We start from the raw sequence: 15,417 nt of genomic DNA on the forward strand, positions 1-15,417 counted from the left end.
TGTCCTTTTAGTTTGCTTTGATTAAAGCACTTATTTCTTCATTTTCTAATAATTTTCCACTTGAAACAACTTTATCATTGATGACCATGGCTGGAGTAGATAAAACATTATAAGCTGATATTTCCATCATATCTGTGACTTTTTCTACTTGAGCCTCAATGTTTTCTTTTCTTAATACGTCTTTGATTCTTGTTTCTAATCTTTGACACTTTTTACATCCTGAACCTAATACTTTAATTACCATTTGTTGCCTCCTTATATAAATATATATTCAAAAATATTAAATAAATAACCTGTGATGATAATACCAGCTGTTACAATACCCACAAATGTGAGAAGCAGTTTAAATTTAACGACTTTCTTGAGTAGAATTAAAGATGGTAGACTTAATGCTGTAACAGCCATCATAAAGGCTAATACAGTTCCTATACCAACGCCTTTTAATACCAAAGCTTCAGCGATAGGTAGGGTTCCAAATATATCAGCATACATTGGGATTCCTATAATTGTTGCGATAAATACAGAGAACGGGTTTTCTTGTCCAAGAACTTTTGAAATTATTTCTTCTGGGATATATCCGTGTATTATGGCACCAATACCAACACCTATGAATATATAAATCCAAACTCTATGAATGATTTCTTTAACTTGGTCAAAAGCATAAAGACGTCTTTCTTTTTTTGTGAGTTCTGGGTTTTCTATATCAATGCTTTCTTTGTTTTTTGTTACAAATTCTTCAACATATTTATCCATCTTAAAAATTGATATCAGTGTGCCCCCAATAACTGCGATAATGATACCAACAACTACATAAGCTAGTGCAATGGTCCAATTGAAGATACTAGCAAGTAAAATGACGGAAGCTAAATCAACAAGCGGAGAAGATATAAGAAATGAGAAAGTTACCCCTACAGGTAAACCGGCTTTAGTAAAGCCAATAAAAATAGGAATAGAAGAACATGAACAAAAAGGGGTAAGTGTGCCTAAGAGTGCACCAACAATATTGGCTTTAACACCTTTAATTTTAGATAGTATTTTTCTTGTTCTTTCGGGTGTAAAGTAACTTTGTATATAAGATGATATGTAGATTAATATTGATAATAATAAGAAGATTTTTATAACATCATATATGAAAAAAGATAAGCTTGAAAATAACATTGTGCTTTCATCTATTTGAAACCATTCTCTAAGTATATATTGGACTGCAGATTCCAGCCATGTCATTTTTAAGAAAATATCATTAATAGTGATAAAAAAATCTTTCATTTAAACACCTCACATTATTTCGCTATTTTTACTATATCAAATGAACAAGTATTTACAAAGCGATATTGTCTTTTTCTTTCTAACATAGTAAAATGGAGAAAATGAAGAGGTGTATAAATGAAAAGATGTATCTATTGTGGTAGGGAAAATGATTCTCATAGCAAATATTGTAAATATTGTGGCGAAGCTTTAAATGTGAATGTCTTTGATGATGATCCTACCAATGATGATCAGAAACGTCAAGACAATCAACATATTCACTGTCCAAAATGTGATTCGACAAATATCTATATGATGACTAGAGAAGGCTCTGATTTTAATGAGTCTAACGCTTGTTGCGGACTATTGTTATTTGGACCTCTAGGTTTGTTGTGTGGATTAAGCGGAAAGAAAGAATCAATAACCTTTAGGAAGTGTGGTCAATGTGGACACGAATTCTGAGAGAAGATGGCTAAGATTAATGAAGATTGGCAAGAATTTAGGCTGTCATCAAAAGTCATGCAGATCTTTCTTTTATAAAAATTATCAGTTTCCCTTATGCGCAAGATGTACTGGTATTGTTATAGGTGAATTGCTTATAGGGCCAATCGTTATTATGTTTGGTTTTAATAATATTTATCTTAATCTTGCTTTATTATTGTTGATGGCTATTGATGGTTTGTTGCAGTATTATCATATCTTAGAATCAAACAATATAAGAAGATTATTAACAGGTTTAGGGGCAGGTTATGCCATGACTTCTACCTTAGTATGGTTTATTAAATGGATAATAAAATAAAAGTTTCTGTTTTTAGACAGAAACTTTTTATTATTATTCTATATTTTCTTTTGGATTTTCATTTGTATCTTGGATGACTTCAACTTCGTCTTCCTCTTTTGCAATTAAGGCAATGGTTTTGACAAATTGTTCATCCATTAAATTAATGATTTTTACCCCTTGAGTTGCACGTTTAGAAATAGAGATTTGTTCAATCGGTGTACGTATGATCATTCCTTGGTTTGAGACCACCAAGAGATCTTCATCACCTATAACAGATACCAGCTTAGCAAGCGGACCATTCTTATCGGTGACATTTATAGTTTTAACACCCTTACCACCTCTATTTTGAGAGCGATATTCATCAACTTCAGTACGTTTACCATAACCTAATTTGGTAATGGCTAATACTTGATTTTGATCTTCAGAGACGACAGTTACGCCAACAACTGATTCATCTTTAACAAGGTCAATACCCTTGACCCCAGAAGCAGTTCTTCCCATTGATCTTACTTGTTCTTCATGGAAGCGAATGGCTTTACCGTTAGAAGCTCCAATGATAATATCTCTTGTGCCATCTGTGAATTTAACTGAATGTAAGGTATCTTGATCTTTTAAATTGATGGCTCTAATACCATTGGCTCTAATATTCTTGAAGTCTTGAACCGATGTTCTCTTAACAATTCCATTGCTAGTTGTGAAGAATAAATAACCTTCCTCAAAATCTTTTAAGGTCATGCAAGTCGCAAGCTCTTCGCCTTCATTTAGATCAAGTAAATTAACGATTGGCAAGCCTTTTGATGTCCTACCAAAGTTAGGAATTTTATAGCCTTTCATCTTATAAACTCGACCAAGTGTTGTGAAAAATAGTAGATAATCATGAGTAGATGTAAAGATGATAGAATCAATAACATCATCTTCGTTTAATTGCATACCTGTTTTACCTCTACCACCTCTGTTTTGAGCGCGGTAAACGTCTATATTCATGCGTTTTACATAACCGTTGGTAGTGATAGCAATGATTACATCTTCCACAGGGATTAAATCTTCATCATCTATGTCATAATCACCAAATAAGTCAATTTCTGTTCTTCTTTGATCCCCAAATCTTGATTTGATATCATTGGCATCATCGATTAAGATTTGATTTTGTTTCTCTTTACTGGCTAAAGTTTCTTGTAAATCATTAATCGTTAAATTAAGTTCATTGATTTCATCTTCAATTTTACTTCTTTCAAGTCCAGATAAACGTCTTAATTGCATTTTAAGAATTTCTTTGACTTGTTTGTCTGATAGATTAAATGCTTGTATTAATCTTTCTTCAGTGTCATCATAAGAATCTCTAATAATCTTTATCACTTCATCAATATTGTTTAAAGCGATGATATAACCTTCTAATATATGTAAGCGATCTTTAGCTTTGTTTAAATCAAAATTAGTTTTTCTAACCAATACTTCAACTTGATGCAAGTAGTAGTATTTAATCATATCTTTTAAGTTAAGAACGACTGGCTTATCATCAACAAGTGCCAACATATTTGCGCCAAATGATACTTGTAACTGAGAATTTTTATAGAGGTTATTTAAGAGTACTTCTGGATTGATATCTTTTCTAAGTTCGATGACAATCCTCATACCTTTTCGGCTTGATTCGTCTCTTAAATCAGTAATGCCTTCAATTTTTTTATCTTTGGCTAGTTGGGCAATTCTATCGATTAAAGTGGTTTTATTAACTTGGTAAGGAATTTCGGTAATAATGATTTGTTTCTTTCCATTAGCAAGTTCTTTTATTTCTGATTTAGCTTTGACACGGATAATGCCCCTACCTGTTTTATAGGCTTGTACAATACCTGATTGTCCAAGGATAACGCCCCCTGTAGGAAAATCAGGACCTTTAATATACTCCATTAAATCATCGATGTCGATGTCATTATCTTTGATATACGCTGTGTAACCATCAATAACTTCTGATAGATTGTGAGGCGGTATATTAGTGGCCATACCAACAGCAATACCAGTAGCGCCATTCACTAATAGATTAGGTATTCTTGATGGCAATACTTTGGGTTCGGTTTCACTGCCATCATAGTTTTCTATGAAATCAACAGTGTCTTTTTTTAAGTCTTTTAATATTTCAGAAGCAATCTTATCCATTTTAGCTTCGGTATAACGCATGGCCGCAGCTGGATCTCCATCAATTGAACCGAAATTACCGTGTCCATTGACTAACGGATAACGATAAGAAAAGTCTTGTGCCATTCTGACCATAGCATCATAGATGGCTGAATCACCATGAGGATGGTATTTACCCATAACATCCCCAACGATTCTCGCTGATTTTTTATAAGATTTATCTGGGGTTAGTCCAAGTTCATCCATACCATATAAAATACGTCTGTGAACTGGTTTTAAGCCGTCTCGGACGTCTGGTAATGCTCTAGCAACAATAACGCTCATAGCATATGAAAGGAAAGATGTTTCCATTTCATTGGTGACATTGATTTCTTTTATTTTATCATTGGTTTTTATTTGGATGTCGTCGATATTTTCTTTGTTAAAATCGTCCATAAATCTCTCCTTTTACACATCTAAATTCTTAACGTATTCAGCGTTTTCATTGATAAAATCTTTACGACTTTCAACATCATCACCCATCAACATTGAGAATACTTGATCTGCTTTTATTGCATCATCAATAGTTACTTGTAATAAAGTTCTTTCCTCTGGATTCATGGTTGTTTCCCAAAGTTGTTCAGGATTCATTTCCCCAAGACCTTTATACCTTTGTAAATTTGGTCTACCTTCATTTAAACTCATTATGTTTTCAAGTTCTTTGTCTGTATAAGCGTATTGGATGTTTCTTCCATATTGAATCTTGTATAGAGGTGGTTGAGCAATGTATATGTATCCTTGTTCTACCAAAGGTTTTAAATATCTAAATAAGAATGTTAATAAGAGGGTTCTAATATGGGCTCCATCAACATCGGCATCGGTCATAATGATGATTTTATGGTATCTTAGTTTACTGACATCAAACTCTTCACCAATACCTGTGCCAAAGGCTTGAATCATTGAAAGGATTTCTTTGTTTTGTAAGGCTCTGTCTAAACGTGTTTTTTCAACATTTAGTACTTTTCCTCTTAAAGGAAGAATGGCTTGAAACTCAGAATCTCTACCTTGTTTTGCTGATCCACCAGCTGAATCTCCCTCCACTATATATATTTCAGCTTTTTCAGCATCTCTAGAACGACAATCTGCTAATTTAGAAGCGAAGCCTAAGGCATCTAGAGGTGATTTTCTTCTGGTAGCTTCTCTTGCTTTTTTAGCCGCAATTCTAGCTCTTTGAGCCATTAATGCTTTTTCAATAATAACTTTAGCGGCATTAGGGTTTTCAAGTAAAAATCTTTCTAAACCTTCAGACATAATGGTTGCGACAGCTTTTCTTGCATCAGAAGAACCTAATTTTGATTTTGTTTGTCCTTCAAATTGCGGGTCTGGATGTTTCACTGAAACAATAGCAATTAAACCTTCTCGAGTATCTTCGCCTAGAAGAGACTCATCTTTCTTGAATATGCTATTGTTCTTACCATAGTTATTTAAGACCCTTGTAAGGGTTAATTTAAAACCTTCAACATGAGTACCCCCTTCAGGGTTGGTGATATTATTGGTAAATGGATAAATATTATCAGCATAACCATCATTATATTGAAGAGCTATTTCAACCATAATATTATCAACTTCACCTTCAAAATAAGCAATCTCTGAATGTAAAACATCTTTTCCTTTATTTAGAAAACCAACATATTCTTTAACCCCACCTTGGTATACATAGTCTTTATTGACGATTTTTAATTCATCTCTAGAGTCAGTGATGGTGAAACGAATTCCTTTGTTTAGAAAGGCTAATTGTTGGATTCTTGTTCTTAAAATTTCAAAATCGTATACATGAGATTCAACAAATATCTCTGGGTTTGCTAGGAAAGTTACAATGGTTCCTGTTCGTTTTGTATCAGAAATACAATCAAGTTCTTTCTTTAAGAAACCATTTTCAAATTCAATGATATATTGTTTGCTATCTTTATGTATTTCTACAGTCATATAAGTCGATAGTGCGTTTACAACTGAGGCTCCAACACCATGTAGCCCACCAGAAACTTTATATGAATTATGGTCGAATTTACCACCAGCATGCAAGGTAGTATAAACGGTTTCTACTGAAGGTCTCCCTGTTTTTGGATGAACATCAATAGGAATACCTCGACCATTATCTTCAACTCTAATCACATCACCAGGTAATATTTCTACATGGATGGTATCACAATAACCAGCGAGTGCTTCGTCAACTGCATTATCTACGATTTCCCATACTAAATGGTGTAATCCTCTAGGGCCGGTTGTACCAATGTACATACCTGGTCTTTTTTTTACAGCTTCTAAACCTTCTAGAATCTGAATGTTATCGGATGTATATGTTTTGTTTTCACTCATGTTTGTGCCTCCTAATATAGTGATTTCTAACATAGAATATATTTGCTTCTTTTAATATTTTATCTTGAATATGATTGATGCTTGTTGTCGTAATGATGGTTTGTAAATGAGATTGATTTAAGTAATTAATCAGTTTATTTTGTCTTGTTTCATCTAATTCCGAAAAAACATCATCCAAAAGAAGAATAGGGCTTTCTTTTTTCTTTTCATAAATGATCTCGGTGACAGATAAAACTAAGGATAAAATCATGATTCTTTGTTCACCTTGAGATGAAATATCCGAAGAAAGACTCTGGTTAATATAAAAACCATAGTCATCCCTATGGGGACCATTGGTGGTTGTTTTATAAAATAAATCTTTTTTATAATTTTCCTTCAGTGTGTTTTCGATATTAGCAGAAATAGAAGGTATATAGACAAAATCAAACTGATGTTGAGAATTAGATAAATAGGGATGAATATCTTTTAGATGCAAATTGATATCTTTGATAAACACTTGTCGGTATTGGATAATCTTTTCAGCTGATTTAGCCAATTGCTCAGTATAAATATCGAGTAAAGTCATGTCTGGTTTTCTATCTTCAGATAGTTGTTTAATCAATTCGTTTCTTTGTTTTAATTGGTTTTTGTAATTTGATAATTCAAGAAGATAGTTTTTATCCATTTGACCTATGATTGAATCGATAAAATAACGTCTATCTTTAGGCGGGCCCTTGATAAGGTTCATATCTTCAGGCAAAAAAGAGACAACATTGACATGACCTATATAATCAGAGAGTTTTAAAATATCATGGCCATTCAAATTAATTTTCTTTTTATTTTTTGAAATAATAACCTTAAGGTCTTCTTTGCCCTTTTCACTTAATAAAGACAAATGAATTCTTGAAAACTCTTCATTGAATTTGATTAAATTAGCATCCTCTGTTTTATAAGACTTAGCTAAAGACAAAAAATATATCGCTTCTAGTAAGTTGGTTTTACCACTACCGTTAGGACCTATCAGTAGATTGACTCCTTCACTAAAAGCAATATCTTGTTTGTGATAACCTCTATAGTTGTATAAGGACAAATGACTAATTTTCATTTTGAACAATCTTATAAGTTTTATCTAAAATTTTGACTCTATCATTTGGGTATAATTTCTTTCCTCGACGATTGTCAAATTCATCATTGATCATCACCTTATTGTGACTTAAAAAATGTTTAACTTCGCCTCCAGAACTCACCAAACTAAGTAGCTTTAGTAATTGCCCTAAAGTGATGTATTCAGTATGTATTTTTATATTGTTCATAAAAACCACCTATATTATATTATATATATATATTATATAATATTTTGGCTTTTTTTTCAATGAAATCTACCATATAAAACATGAAAAAAAGATACCTAAAAGGTATCTTTTATGAATTGATTTTATCTAAAAATTCTACCATGGTAAATAACCAATGTTTCTTTAAATTAACAGTGTCCAAAATGATGTGAATTTGTTCGTTTTTATAAGCGAATCGAATGTCTTTAGAAACATCTAAACCACTTTTGAAAATTTGGTCTCCAGCCATTTTTTTTGTGCTTTCTTTTGAGACAATTAAAACTCGTTGAGATTTAGTATCTTTGATTTTTTCAATATCTAAGGATTTTGTTAAATATTCAAAAAGTTGTTCATATATATAGATTTCTAAATCAATGGAGTAATGACCAAATCTATCTTTGATTTCAGATAACAATTCTACGACTTCTTTTAAAGAACGAACATTTTTTATTTTCTTATGCATTTCAATCTTAATATAATCATCTTCGATATAGTCTTTATCAATAAATTTAGATACTTTGGCTTTAACACCTTTATTTTCAGTGCTTTCTATTTCTTTACCTTGCACTTTATGAATTTCTTCTTCAAGAATTTTCATATACATATCAATTCCTACAGAATCGATAAAACCTGATTGTTCTTTTCCAAGAACATCACCTGCACCTCTAATAGATAAATCTCTTAAAGCTATTTTAAAACCGCTACCTAATTCAGTAAATTCTTTAATGACTTTTAATCTTTTTTCTGCTTCAGGGGTTAATCTTTTATTTTTCTCATACATGAGGTATGCATAAGCGATTTTATTAGACCTACCTACACGTCCCCTAATTTGGTATAACTGTGATAAACCTAACATATCTGCATCATGAACAATTAAGGTATTGGCATTTGGAATGTCAATTCCAGTTTCAATGATGGTTGTTGAAATAAGAACATCTAATTCTTGGTTTATAAATTGGTCAATGATATTTTCTAATTGATTTTTCGACATTTGGCCATGAGCAATACCTATTTTTGCATAAGGAACAATGTCTTGAATCTGATCAGCGATAAAATCAATTTGGCTGACTCTGTTAAATAAGTAAAAGACCTGACCTTTTCGAGCCAACTCTCTTTCAATAGCGTCTCTTAATATAATTTTATTTCTTTCAAGAACATAAGTTTGAACAGGATATCTATTTTCAGGAGCTGTTTCAAGTAAACTCATATTCTTTACTCCCATGATTGCCATGTTTAATGTTCTTGGAATTGGAGTTGCGGAAAGGGATAAGACATCAATATTTACTTTCATTTCTTTAATACGTTCTTTATGTAAAACACCAAAACGTTGTTCCTCATCGATAATTAATAGGCCTAAATCCTTGAATTCGATATCTTTACTTAATAATCTATGGGTTCCAATTAAAATGTCTATATGACCGGATTTGATGCCTTGTAAGACTTGTTTTTGTTCTTTTGAAGAGATAAATCGATTGATAAGCTTTACATTAATACCAAAATCAGTCATTCTGTTTTTAAAGGTTTCGTAATGTTGTTTAGAAAGAACTGTCGTAGGTGCTAAGTACGAAACTTGTTTTTTATTTAATACAGCTTTGAAAGCTGCTCTTAAAGCAACCTCAGTTTTACCAAAACCAACATCACCGCATATAAGGCGGTCCATAGGTGTTGTTTTATTCATGTCTTTAAAAACTTCTTCTATGGTTTTAACTTGATCTTGAGTTTCGATATACTCGAAAGTTTCAGAAAATTCATTTTCTAAATCAGGGAAATTTTCGTAAGAAAAACCTTGGCTTTTTTCTCTTCTTGAATATAAATCAATTAATTGATCAGCTATTTCTTGAACTTGTTTTCTTACACGTTCTTTAGCTTTTGACCAAGATTTACCACCTATTTTAGAAAGTTTAGGGCTAAAGCCTTCGCTTGCAGAATATTTATGTATTTGATCAATAGCGTCTAAAGTGATATAGAGTTTATCTTTATCTTGGTATTCAATATGGATGTAATCAGTTTCTTGTTGACCAAAGGTCATGGTCTTAATTTCTAAGAATTTACCAATACCATAGTGGTAGTGAACGACATAATCTCCGGGTTTTAAATCGTTAATTCCAGATAGTTTTGTGGATCTTTTATAGACAGAGATATAATCACCGCGTTTGCGTTGGATAGATCTTTTCCTTAAAGCTTCTTCAGTAATTACTTTTGTTTCAAATGTTCTTGAATGAAAATTAAATACTTGGTCATCAAGGATTAAGTTGATGGCATTACTTTTTATTTGTTTATTTAATATATATTCTATATTTTTGTTTTTTAATAGTTTAGCGAATTCATGCATGTATTTTTCGTCTTGAAAAGCAAGAACATGGGTTAATTTATTTTTATTTTTCTCTAAGTCATTAAAGAAATATTCGAGGTTTTCATTGTAGGTTGTGACTGATTCACCAAAAATAGAATAGGTATAAGGGAATTTTTCTTTATAGAAGAAATCTAGGTAATCAATTTTTATTGAAGTAAGTCTATCAACTTCTAAAAAATCATACAAAAGATTAAAGCGCATTTTTGGATAATCATTTGCTTGTTCATACCACTCTTTAATTTCTTCAATTAGTATTTGATTTTGGTCGAGAATTCGATGGTAATCAAGAAAAAATGTATGGGCATTATCTGCTAAATCTAAGAGTGTTGTATGTTTTTCTGTCATAAAAGGAAGGTATCTACTTAAACGATCTAATTCATCTCTTTGACTTAATTTTTGCAAATCATCATCAACTTGTTTAAGAGAGTCTTCTGATAAATTTAAATCCTCAATGTGTAACTTTATTTTTTCTTTTAAGATATTGAACTCCTGATCATCATAGAAGAAATCGGTCATAGGAGTTATTCTAAATTCGTTAACTTGGTCAATAGAACGTTGACTGTCTAAATCAAATGTTTTTATAACATCGACTTCATCTCCAAAAAAATCTAAACGATAAGGATTGTCTGTGTTTATTGGGAATATATCAAGAATACCGCCTCTTATGGCGAAATCACCAATTTTCTCTACAGTATATTGATGGTTATATCCTAAATTTATAAGTGTTTCCTTTAGTTCTTGGATATTATATTGATTGCCTTTTCTTATGGTCATCATGGCTTGAGACCATTTGTTTTTATTGAAGAGTGGTTTTAGAATACCATATAAATTTACCACAACAATTCTAGGATTATGATTGATAATTTTGTCGATAGTGTTGATTCTTTCTAATCTAAATTCATTAGATGAAACCAATAGCTCATTGGTCAAAAATTCATCTTGAGGGTAAAAATTGACTTGGTCTTTTTCCAGTACTCTAGAAAGTTTGTCATAGACCAATTGAGAAGTATAAAGATTTGGAGTAACAATAAAAAAGGTTTGATTAAGTTTTTTGTAAAGTGATAAAAGCACCAAGAGAGCATTATCTTCATTGGTGTTGTTTATATAGATATTTTGTTTGGCTTTTACTTTGTTAGTGATTTCTTGTAAAAGGGGATTTTTTTGAATATGTTTTAGGATATTTTCCATAGGACCTCCACGTGCTTTTAGCGAGTTATAAACTCGCTAGGGGTATAAGATATTTTATTTTCTACTTTGAATTTTATAGGCTGTATATAAAATTAACTTTTTTGGAAAGAACCTTATAAAGAATTTTAAAAGTTTCATTTTAAATCCTGGAATAATGGTTGACTTATTTTTATTTATACCTTTAAGGATATGATGAACACACTTTTCTACAGGCATACTTTTAAGTTTTTGATTAGAACCTGCCACTTTTCCAAACTCTGTATGAACAGGTCCTGGAGATACAGTGATAACTTTTATATTTTTCTTTTGTTTTTTCAATTCATAGTTTAAGGCTTCTGAATAAGATGTAACATAAGCTTTGCTTGCTGCATATGAAGCTAATTTTGGTGTTGGGATATAGGATGCCATAGAAGATATATTGATGATTTTTCCTTCGGTCATATGGTCTATAGCGAATCGTGTTAAATGATGAAGTCTTTTTATATTTAATTCAATCATATCCATTTCGTCTTGGAGGTCAATGGATGTAGAGACACCAACTTTTCCAAAACCAGCATTGTTAATCCAAAGGTCTATCTTTAAGGTGTTTATTTCTATTAGCAACTGTTTTGTTTGGTTTTGATCTAATAAGTCTGTTTGAAAGATTAAGATGTCTTGCTTATTAAACATATCTTGTATTTCTTTGAGTCTTTCAATTCTCCTAGCAATCAAGATGAGATCATAGCCTTTATTTGCTAGTTCAATAGCAAGTTTTCTACCTATTCCAGAAGATGCTCCAGTGATGAGTGCTCTCATAAATCCTCCTTTTTCCCTTACAATTATATCATGGCTTATTGATATTGACCAATAATTTGAAAACTTGATATTTATTTATTAAAATACCAATTGACAACGCTTTCATATTTCAGTATAATGACTGTGTAATTTAAAGCACAGAGGCGCGTTTCATTGGTATTTTATACTGTTTTCTTTTTAGGCAAAGTTGTATAAAAGAAGGAATGAATCGCCGAAAGTATAGGGTCTACCTAAGGGTTCTTTACTTGGTATTTAAACAGACAGTTTAAATATTGCCATATTTATTATGGAGAGCTGTTATATTTTTTTAAATATAACGGCTTTTTTTATTTTAAAAACGGAGGTTAAATATGAATCAATTGACAATCCAACAAATTAAAGTTGGAGATTTTGCGTCGACCAAAAAAGTATTTCTGGAAGAAGATGTTTTAAAATTTGCGGAGGTTTCGACTGATTACAACCCTGCACATGTGGATAAGGAGTATCCAAAACAGACCATGTTTAAAAAGCAAATTGTTCATGGCATGTTGGTGGGCTCTTTGTTTTCTGCAATTTTTGGAGTTCAGTTGCCAGGTTTAGGTAGTATTTATACCAAACAATCTTTAAAGTTTACTAGACCAGTATACTTCGGTGATGAAATCGAAGCTACTTGTAGTGTTAAAGAAATAATTGTGGATAGAAATAGAGTTATCTTTGATTGTGTAGCTAAAAATCAAAATGGTGAAGTGGTTATTGTTGGCGAATCTGAAATTATGCCACCTAGGGAGACGAAAAATGCGTAGATTTATAGATGGAGATTATTTTAAGTCTTTATTAAAAGATGGAATGAGTATTCATGTTGGTGGGTTTTTAACCAATGGTTCACCTGAAGTATTAATTGATTTAGTGGTAGAGTCTAACGTTAAGGATTTAACGATTATATGTAATGATGGAGGTTATGAAGGCAATGGTGTTGGTAAAATGATAGCCAATCATCAAGTCAAAAAATTAATAGCTTCTCATATAGGCACCAATCCTGAGGTAGGCAAGCTAATGAATTTAAAAGAATTAGAAGTTGAATTGGTTCCTCAAGGCACTTTGGTCGAAAGAATCAGAGCATTCGGAGCTGGTTTAGGTGGTGTTTTAACACCTACTGGCCTCAATACGATTGTAGAAGAGGGTAAAGAGGTTATTGAGGTTCAGGGAAACAAATATTTATTGGAAGTAGCTTTGGGCGCTGACTTGGCTTTAATAGGTGGGGCAGTTTCTGATAATTATGGAAATTTAAAATATAAGGAGACCATGAGGAACTTTAACCCAATTATGGCGACGGCAGCTAATCTTGTTGTGGTAGAACCTTGTATGCAAGTTGAAGAAATAGATCCTGAAGATGTGGTAACACCGCATCCCTTTGTTGATTATATATTAGGTGGTGATTATCATGGATGATAAACAAATCATTGCTTCAAGAATTGCTTTAGAATTAAATGATGGTGATTTGGTGAATTTAGGAATAGGAATTCCTACTTTGGTTGCGAATTATGTTCCTGAAGATAAAAAAGTTATTTTTCAATCTGAAAATGGCATTATTGGTTTAGGTCCTGATAAAGGAGAAGATAATCAAATAGTAAATGCTGGTGGAATGAAAGCTTCAATCAATAGGGGTGGAGCCTTTATTGACTCAGCGACTTCTTTTACCTTTATTAGAGGCGGTCATATTGATATGACGGTGTTAGGTGCTTTAGAAGTGGATCAAGAAGGTTCGATTGCTTCTTGGATTATACCTGGGAAATTAGTTCCTGGTATGGGTGGAGCTATGGATTTAGTTACTGGAGCGAAAAAAGTGATTATTGCCATGAGACATACCAATCGTGGTGAAGTTAAAATATTAAAGAAATGCCGTTTACCTTTAACTGCATATAAGCAAGCTAATTTAATTGTGACTGAAATGGCTGTGATGAGAGTTGAAGAAGATGGTTTACACTTATTAGAAGTAAATCCTCAATATTCAATTGAAGATGTTGTGAAAGTTACTGAAGCTGAATTGATTATTGGAGAAGTCTTAGCGATGAAAGGAATAGAATAATGAAAACTACTTTAAAATTAAGAATGTCGAGTCATGATGCTCATTATGGGGGTAATTTAGTTGATGGCGCTAGAATATTAGCTTTATTTGGTGATGCTGCAACTGAATTATTGGTTAGAAATGATGGTGATGAAGGCTTATTTAGGGCTTATGAAAAAGTTGATTTTTTAGCACCTGTTTATGCTGGAGATTTTCTTGAAGTTGAAGCTGTAATTTTATCTCAAGGGAATACATCAAGAAAAATGGAATTTAAATGTTATAAAATCATTAGTCCAAGAACAGATATATCAGAGTCTGCTTGTGATGTTTTAAAAGAGAGAATATTAACAACTTATGCCTTAGGAACCTGCATTGTGCCAAAGGAGAAACAAAGAAATGGATAAATTAATTATTACATGCGCTATTTCGGGCGCTGAAGTTATGAAAGAGCATAACCCTGCAGTACCTTATAGTGTTGAAGAAATGGTTGAACAAGCTAGAGGTGCTTATGAAGCAGGGGCTTCAATCATTCATTTACATGCAAGATATGATGATGGAAGACCTACCCAAGATAAAGACAGATATGATGAGATTATCCAAGCCATAAAAAAAGCTTGTCCGGATTTAATTATTCAAGTTTCAACGGGTGGAGCTGTTGGAATGTCAAGACAAGAAAGATCTTCTGTTTTAGATTTAAAACCAGAAATGGCAACCTTAGATTGTGGAACTTTAAATTTTGGTGGCGATGATATATTTGTTAATACTGAGAATGATATTATCTATTTTGCTAATAAAATGAATGAATATCATGTGATGTATGAAATGGAATGTTTTGAAAAAGGTCATATAGATATGACAAAAAGGTTAATAAAAAAAGATATTATTAAAGCTCATTACCATTATTCGTTTGTGTTGGGTGTTAACGGTGGAATGACTGGTGAAGAAAGAGATTTTCATTTTCTAAGAGAATCATTACCTGAAGGAGCCACATATTCAGTGGCTGGCATTGGAAGATATGAGTTTCCTTTGGCGGACTTATCGGTTAAATATGGTGGACATGTTAGAGTTGGTTTGGAAGATAATATATATTTAGAAAAAGGTGTTTTAGCTAAATCAAACGCTGATTTAGTTCGTAAGGTTGTTGAAATAGCAAAAAAATATAATAGAGAGATAGCTAGTCCTAGTGAGGCTAGACAAATACTTGGAATGGAGTAAT

At 32.1% G+C, this 15,417-nt stretch carries 15 protein-coding genes and 1 riboswitch; of the genes, 7 read left to right on the forward strand and 8 right to left on the reverse strand.

Going from position 1 to position 15,417, the window contains the following annotated elements; genetic code table 11:
* Positions 1-7 precede the first annotated feature (7 nt).
* Positions 8-244 carry a thioredoxin family protein gene (locus HF295_RS06470; protein WP_312031358.1) on the reverse strand — a complete coding sequence of 79 codons (237 nt, stop codon included), beginning with the start codon at positions 242-244 and terminating at the stop codon, positions 8-10.
* 11 nt (positions 245-255) lie between these two features.
* A complete protein-coding gene (locus HF295_RS06475) occupies positions 256-1,266 on the reverse strand; it encodes a permease (RefSeq protein WP_312031359.1) in 1,011 nt (336 codons plus the stop codon).
* A 117-nt stretch (positions 1,267-1,383) separates the two neighbouring features.
* Here HF295_RS06475 and HF295_RS06480 point away from each other — a divergent pair, with 117 nt between their 5' ends.
* Together HF295_RS06480 and HF295_RS06485 are read left to right on the forward strand one after the other, a co-directional pair.
* Positions 1,384-1,707, forward strand: coding sequence for a double zinc ribbon domain-containing protein (locus HF295_RS06480; RefSeq protein WP_312031360.1), 324 nt, complete (start codon positions 1,384-1,386; stop codon positions 1,705-1,707).
* Between the two features lie 19 nt (positions 1,708-1,726).
* A complete protein-coding gene (locus tag HF295_RS06485; RefSeq protein ID WP_312031361.1) occupies positions 1,727-2,044 on the forward strand; it encodes a DUF2085 domain-containing protein in 318 nt (105 codons plus the stop codon).
* A 33-nt stretch (positions 2,045-2,077) separates the two neighbouring features.
* On the opposite strand, the gene gyrA is transcribed toward HF295_RS06485, so the two are convergent.
* The 6 genes from gyrA to HF295_RS06515 all read right to left on the reverse strand — a co-directional run bounded on the left by gyrA (position 2,078) and on the right by HF295_RS06515 (position 12,157).
* Complete coding sequence (gene gyrA / locus HF295_RS06490; RefSeq protein ID WP_312031362.1) at positions 2,078-4,591, reverse strand: DNA gyrase subunit A; 2,514 nt, start codon at positions 4,589-4,591, stop codon at positions 2,078-2,080.
* A 12-nt stretch (positions 4,592-4,603) separates the two neighbouring features.
* The gene (gene gyrB, locus HF295_RS06495) at positions 4,604-6,511 is read right to left on the reverse strand and encodes a DNA topoisomerase (ATP-hydrolyzing) subunit B (RefSeq protein WP_312031363.1); all 1,908 of its coding nucleotides are present in this window, start codon (positions 6,509-6,511) and stop codon (positions 4,604-4,606) included.
* Positions 6,504-7,595, reverse strand: coding sequence for a DNA replication/repair protein RecF (gene recF, locus HF295_RS06500; protein WP_312031364.1), 1,092 nt, complete (start codon positions 7,593-7,595; stop codon positions 6,504-6,506). Before recF ends, gyrB begins: the two co-directional genes overlap by 8 nt.
* Positions 7,585-7,803, reverse strand: a complete 219-nt coding sequence (gene yaaA, locus HF295_RS06505; RefSeq protein ID WP_312031365.1) for a S4 domain-containing protein YaaA — start codon at positions 7,801-7,803, stop codon at positions 7,585-7,587. The genes recF and yaaA overlap by 11 nt, the downstream gene beginning before the upstream one ends.
* A 109-nt stretch (positions 7,804-7,912) precedes the next feature.
* Entirely contained in the window at positions 7,913-11,362 is a 3,450-nt protein-coding gene (gene mfd / locus HF295_RS06510; protein WP_312031366.1) for a transcription-repair coupling factor, read from the reverse strand.
* A 54-nt stretch (positions 11,363-11,416) separates the two neighbouring features.
* Positions 11,417-12,157, reverse strand: a complete 741-nt coding sequence (locus tag HF295_RS06515) for an SDR family NAD(P)-dependent oxidoreductase (protein ID WP_312031367.1) — start codon at positions 12,155-12,157, stop codon at positions 11,417-11,419.
* A 130-nt stretch (positions 12,158-12,287) separates the two neighbouring features.
* A riboswitch (Lysine riboswitch) is annotated at positions 12,288-12,462 on the forward strand.
* 45 nt (positions 12,463-12,507) lie between these two features.
* On the opposite strand from HF295_RS06515, the gene HF295_RS06520 reads away from it, so the two are divergent.
* The 5 genes from HF295_RS06520 to kce are packed head-to-tail and all read left to right on the forward strand — an operon-like array spanning position 12,508 to position 15,416.
* Positions 12,508-12,939, forward strand: a complete 432-nt coding sequence (locus HF295_RS06520; protein ID WP_312031368.1) for a MaoC family dehydratase — start codon at positions 12,508-12,510, stop codon at positions 12,937-12,939.
* The gene (locus tag HF295_RS06525) at positions 12,932-13,585 is read left to right on the forward strand and encodes a CoA transferase subunit A (RefSeq protein WP_312031369.1); all 654 of its coding nucleotides are present in this window, start codon (positions 12,932-12,934) and stop codon (positions 13,583-13,585) included. The genes HF295_RS06520 and HF295_RS06525 overlap by 8 nt, the downstream gene beginning before the upstream one ends.
* Complete coding sequence (locus tag HF295_RS06530; RefSeq protein ID WP_312031370.1) at positions 13,578-14,222, forward strand: 3-oxoacid CoA-transferase subunit B; 645 nt, start codon at positions 13,578-13,580, stop codon at positions 14,220-14,222. The genes HF295_RS06525 and HF295_RS06530 overlap by 8 nt, the downstream gene beginning before the upstream one ends.
* Positions 14,222-14,605, forward strand: coding sequence for a 3-aminobutyryl-CoA ammonia lyase (gene kal, locus HF295_RS06535; protein ID WP_312031371.1), 384 nt, complete (start codon positions 14,222-14,224; stop codon positions 14,603-14,605). The genes HF295_RS06530 and kal overlap by 1 nt, the downstream gene beginning before the upstream one ends.
* Positions 14,598-15,416 (forward strand): 3-keto-5-aminohexanoate cleavage enzyme, encoded by an 819-nt coding sequence (gene kce, locus HF295_RS06540; protein ID WP_312031372.1) that lies wholly within the window; start codon positions 14,598-14,600, stop codon positions 15,414-15,416. The genes kal and kce overlap by 8 nt, the downstream gene beginning before the upstream one ends.
* Position 15,417 lies beyond the last annotated feature (1 nt).

The sequence above is a fragment of the Hujiaoplasma nucleasis genome, from assembly GCF_013745115.1.
In the GTDB taxonomy this organism is placed as follows: domain Bacteria; phylum Bacillota_I; class Bacilli_A; order Izemoplasmatales; family Hujiaoplasmataceae; genus Hujiaoplasma; species Hujiaoplasma nucleasis.

Excerpts from the sequence above, each read along its gene's own strand:
- HF295_RS06470 (WP_312031358.1), bottom strand. The coding sequence starts at position 244 with ATGGTAATTAAAGTATTAGGTTCAGGATGTAAAAAGTGTCAAAGATTA.
- HF295_RS06475 (WP_312031359.1), bottom strand. The coding sequence starts at position 1,266 with ATGAAAGATTTTTTTATCACTATTAATGATATTTTCTTAAAAATGACA.
- HF295_RS06480 (WP_312031360.1), top strand. The coding sequence starts at position 1,384 with ATGAAAAGATGTATCTATTGTGGTAGGGAAAATGATTCTCATAGCAAA.
- HF295_RS06485 (WP_312031361.1), top strand. The coding sequence starts at position 1,727 with ATGAAGATTGGCAAGAATTTAGGCTGTCATCAAAAGTCATGCAGATCT.
- gyrA (WP_312031362.1), bottom strand. The coding sequence starts at position 4,591 with ATGGACGATTTTAACAAAGAAAATATCGACGACATCCAAATAAAAACC.
- gyrB (WP_312031363.1), bottom strand. The coding sequence starts at position 6,511 with ATGAGTGAAAACAAAACATATACATCCGATAACATTCAGATTCTAGAA.
- recF (WP_312031364.1), bottom strand. The coding sequence starts at position 7,595 with ATGAAAATTAGTCATTTGTCCTTATACAACTATAGAGGTTATCACAAA.
- yaaA (WP_312031365.1), bottom strand. The coding sequence starts at position 7,803 with ATGAACAATATAAAAATACATACTGAATACATCACTTTAGGGCAATTA.
- mfd (WP_312031366.1), bottom strand. The coding sequence starts at position 11,362 with ATGGAAAATATCCTAAAACATATTCAAAAAAATCCCCTTTTACAAGAA.
- HF295_RS06515 (WP_312031367.1), bottom strand. The coding sequence starts at position 12,157 with ATGAGAGCACTCATCACTGGAGCATCTTCTGGAATAGGTAGAAAACTT.
- HF295_RS06520 (WP_312031368.1), top strand. The coding sequence starts at position 12,508 with ATGAATCAATTGACAATCCAACAAATTAAAGTTGGAGATTTTGCGTCG.
- HF295_RS06525 (WP_312031369.1), top strand. The coding sequence starts at position 12,932 with ATGCGTAGATTTATAGATGGAGATTATTTTAAGTCTTTATTAAAAGAT.
- HF295_RS06530 (WP_312031370.1), top strand. The coding sequence starts at position 13,578 with ATGGATGATAAACAAATCATTGCTTCAAGAATTGCTTTAGAATTAAAT.
- kal (WP_312031371.1), top strand. The coding sequence starts at position 14,222 with ATGAAAACTACTTTAAAATTAAGAATGTCGAGTCATGATGCTCATTAT.
- kce (WP_312031372.1), top strand. The coding sequence starts at position 14,598 with ATGGATAAATTAATTATTACATGCGCTATTTCGGGCGCTGAAGTTATG.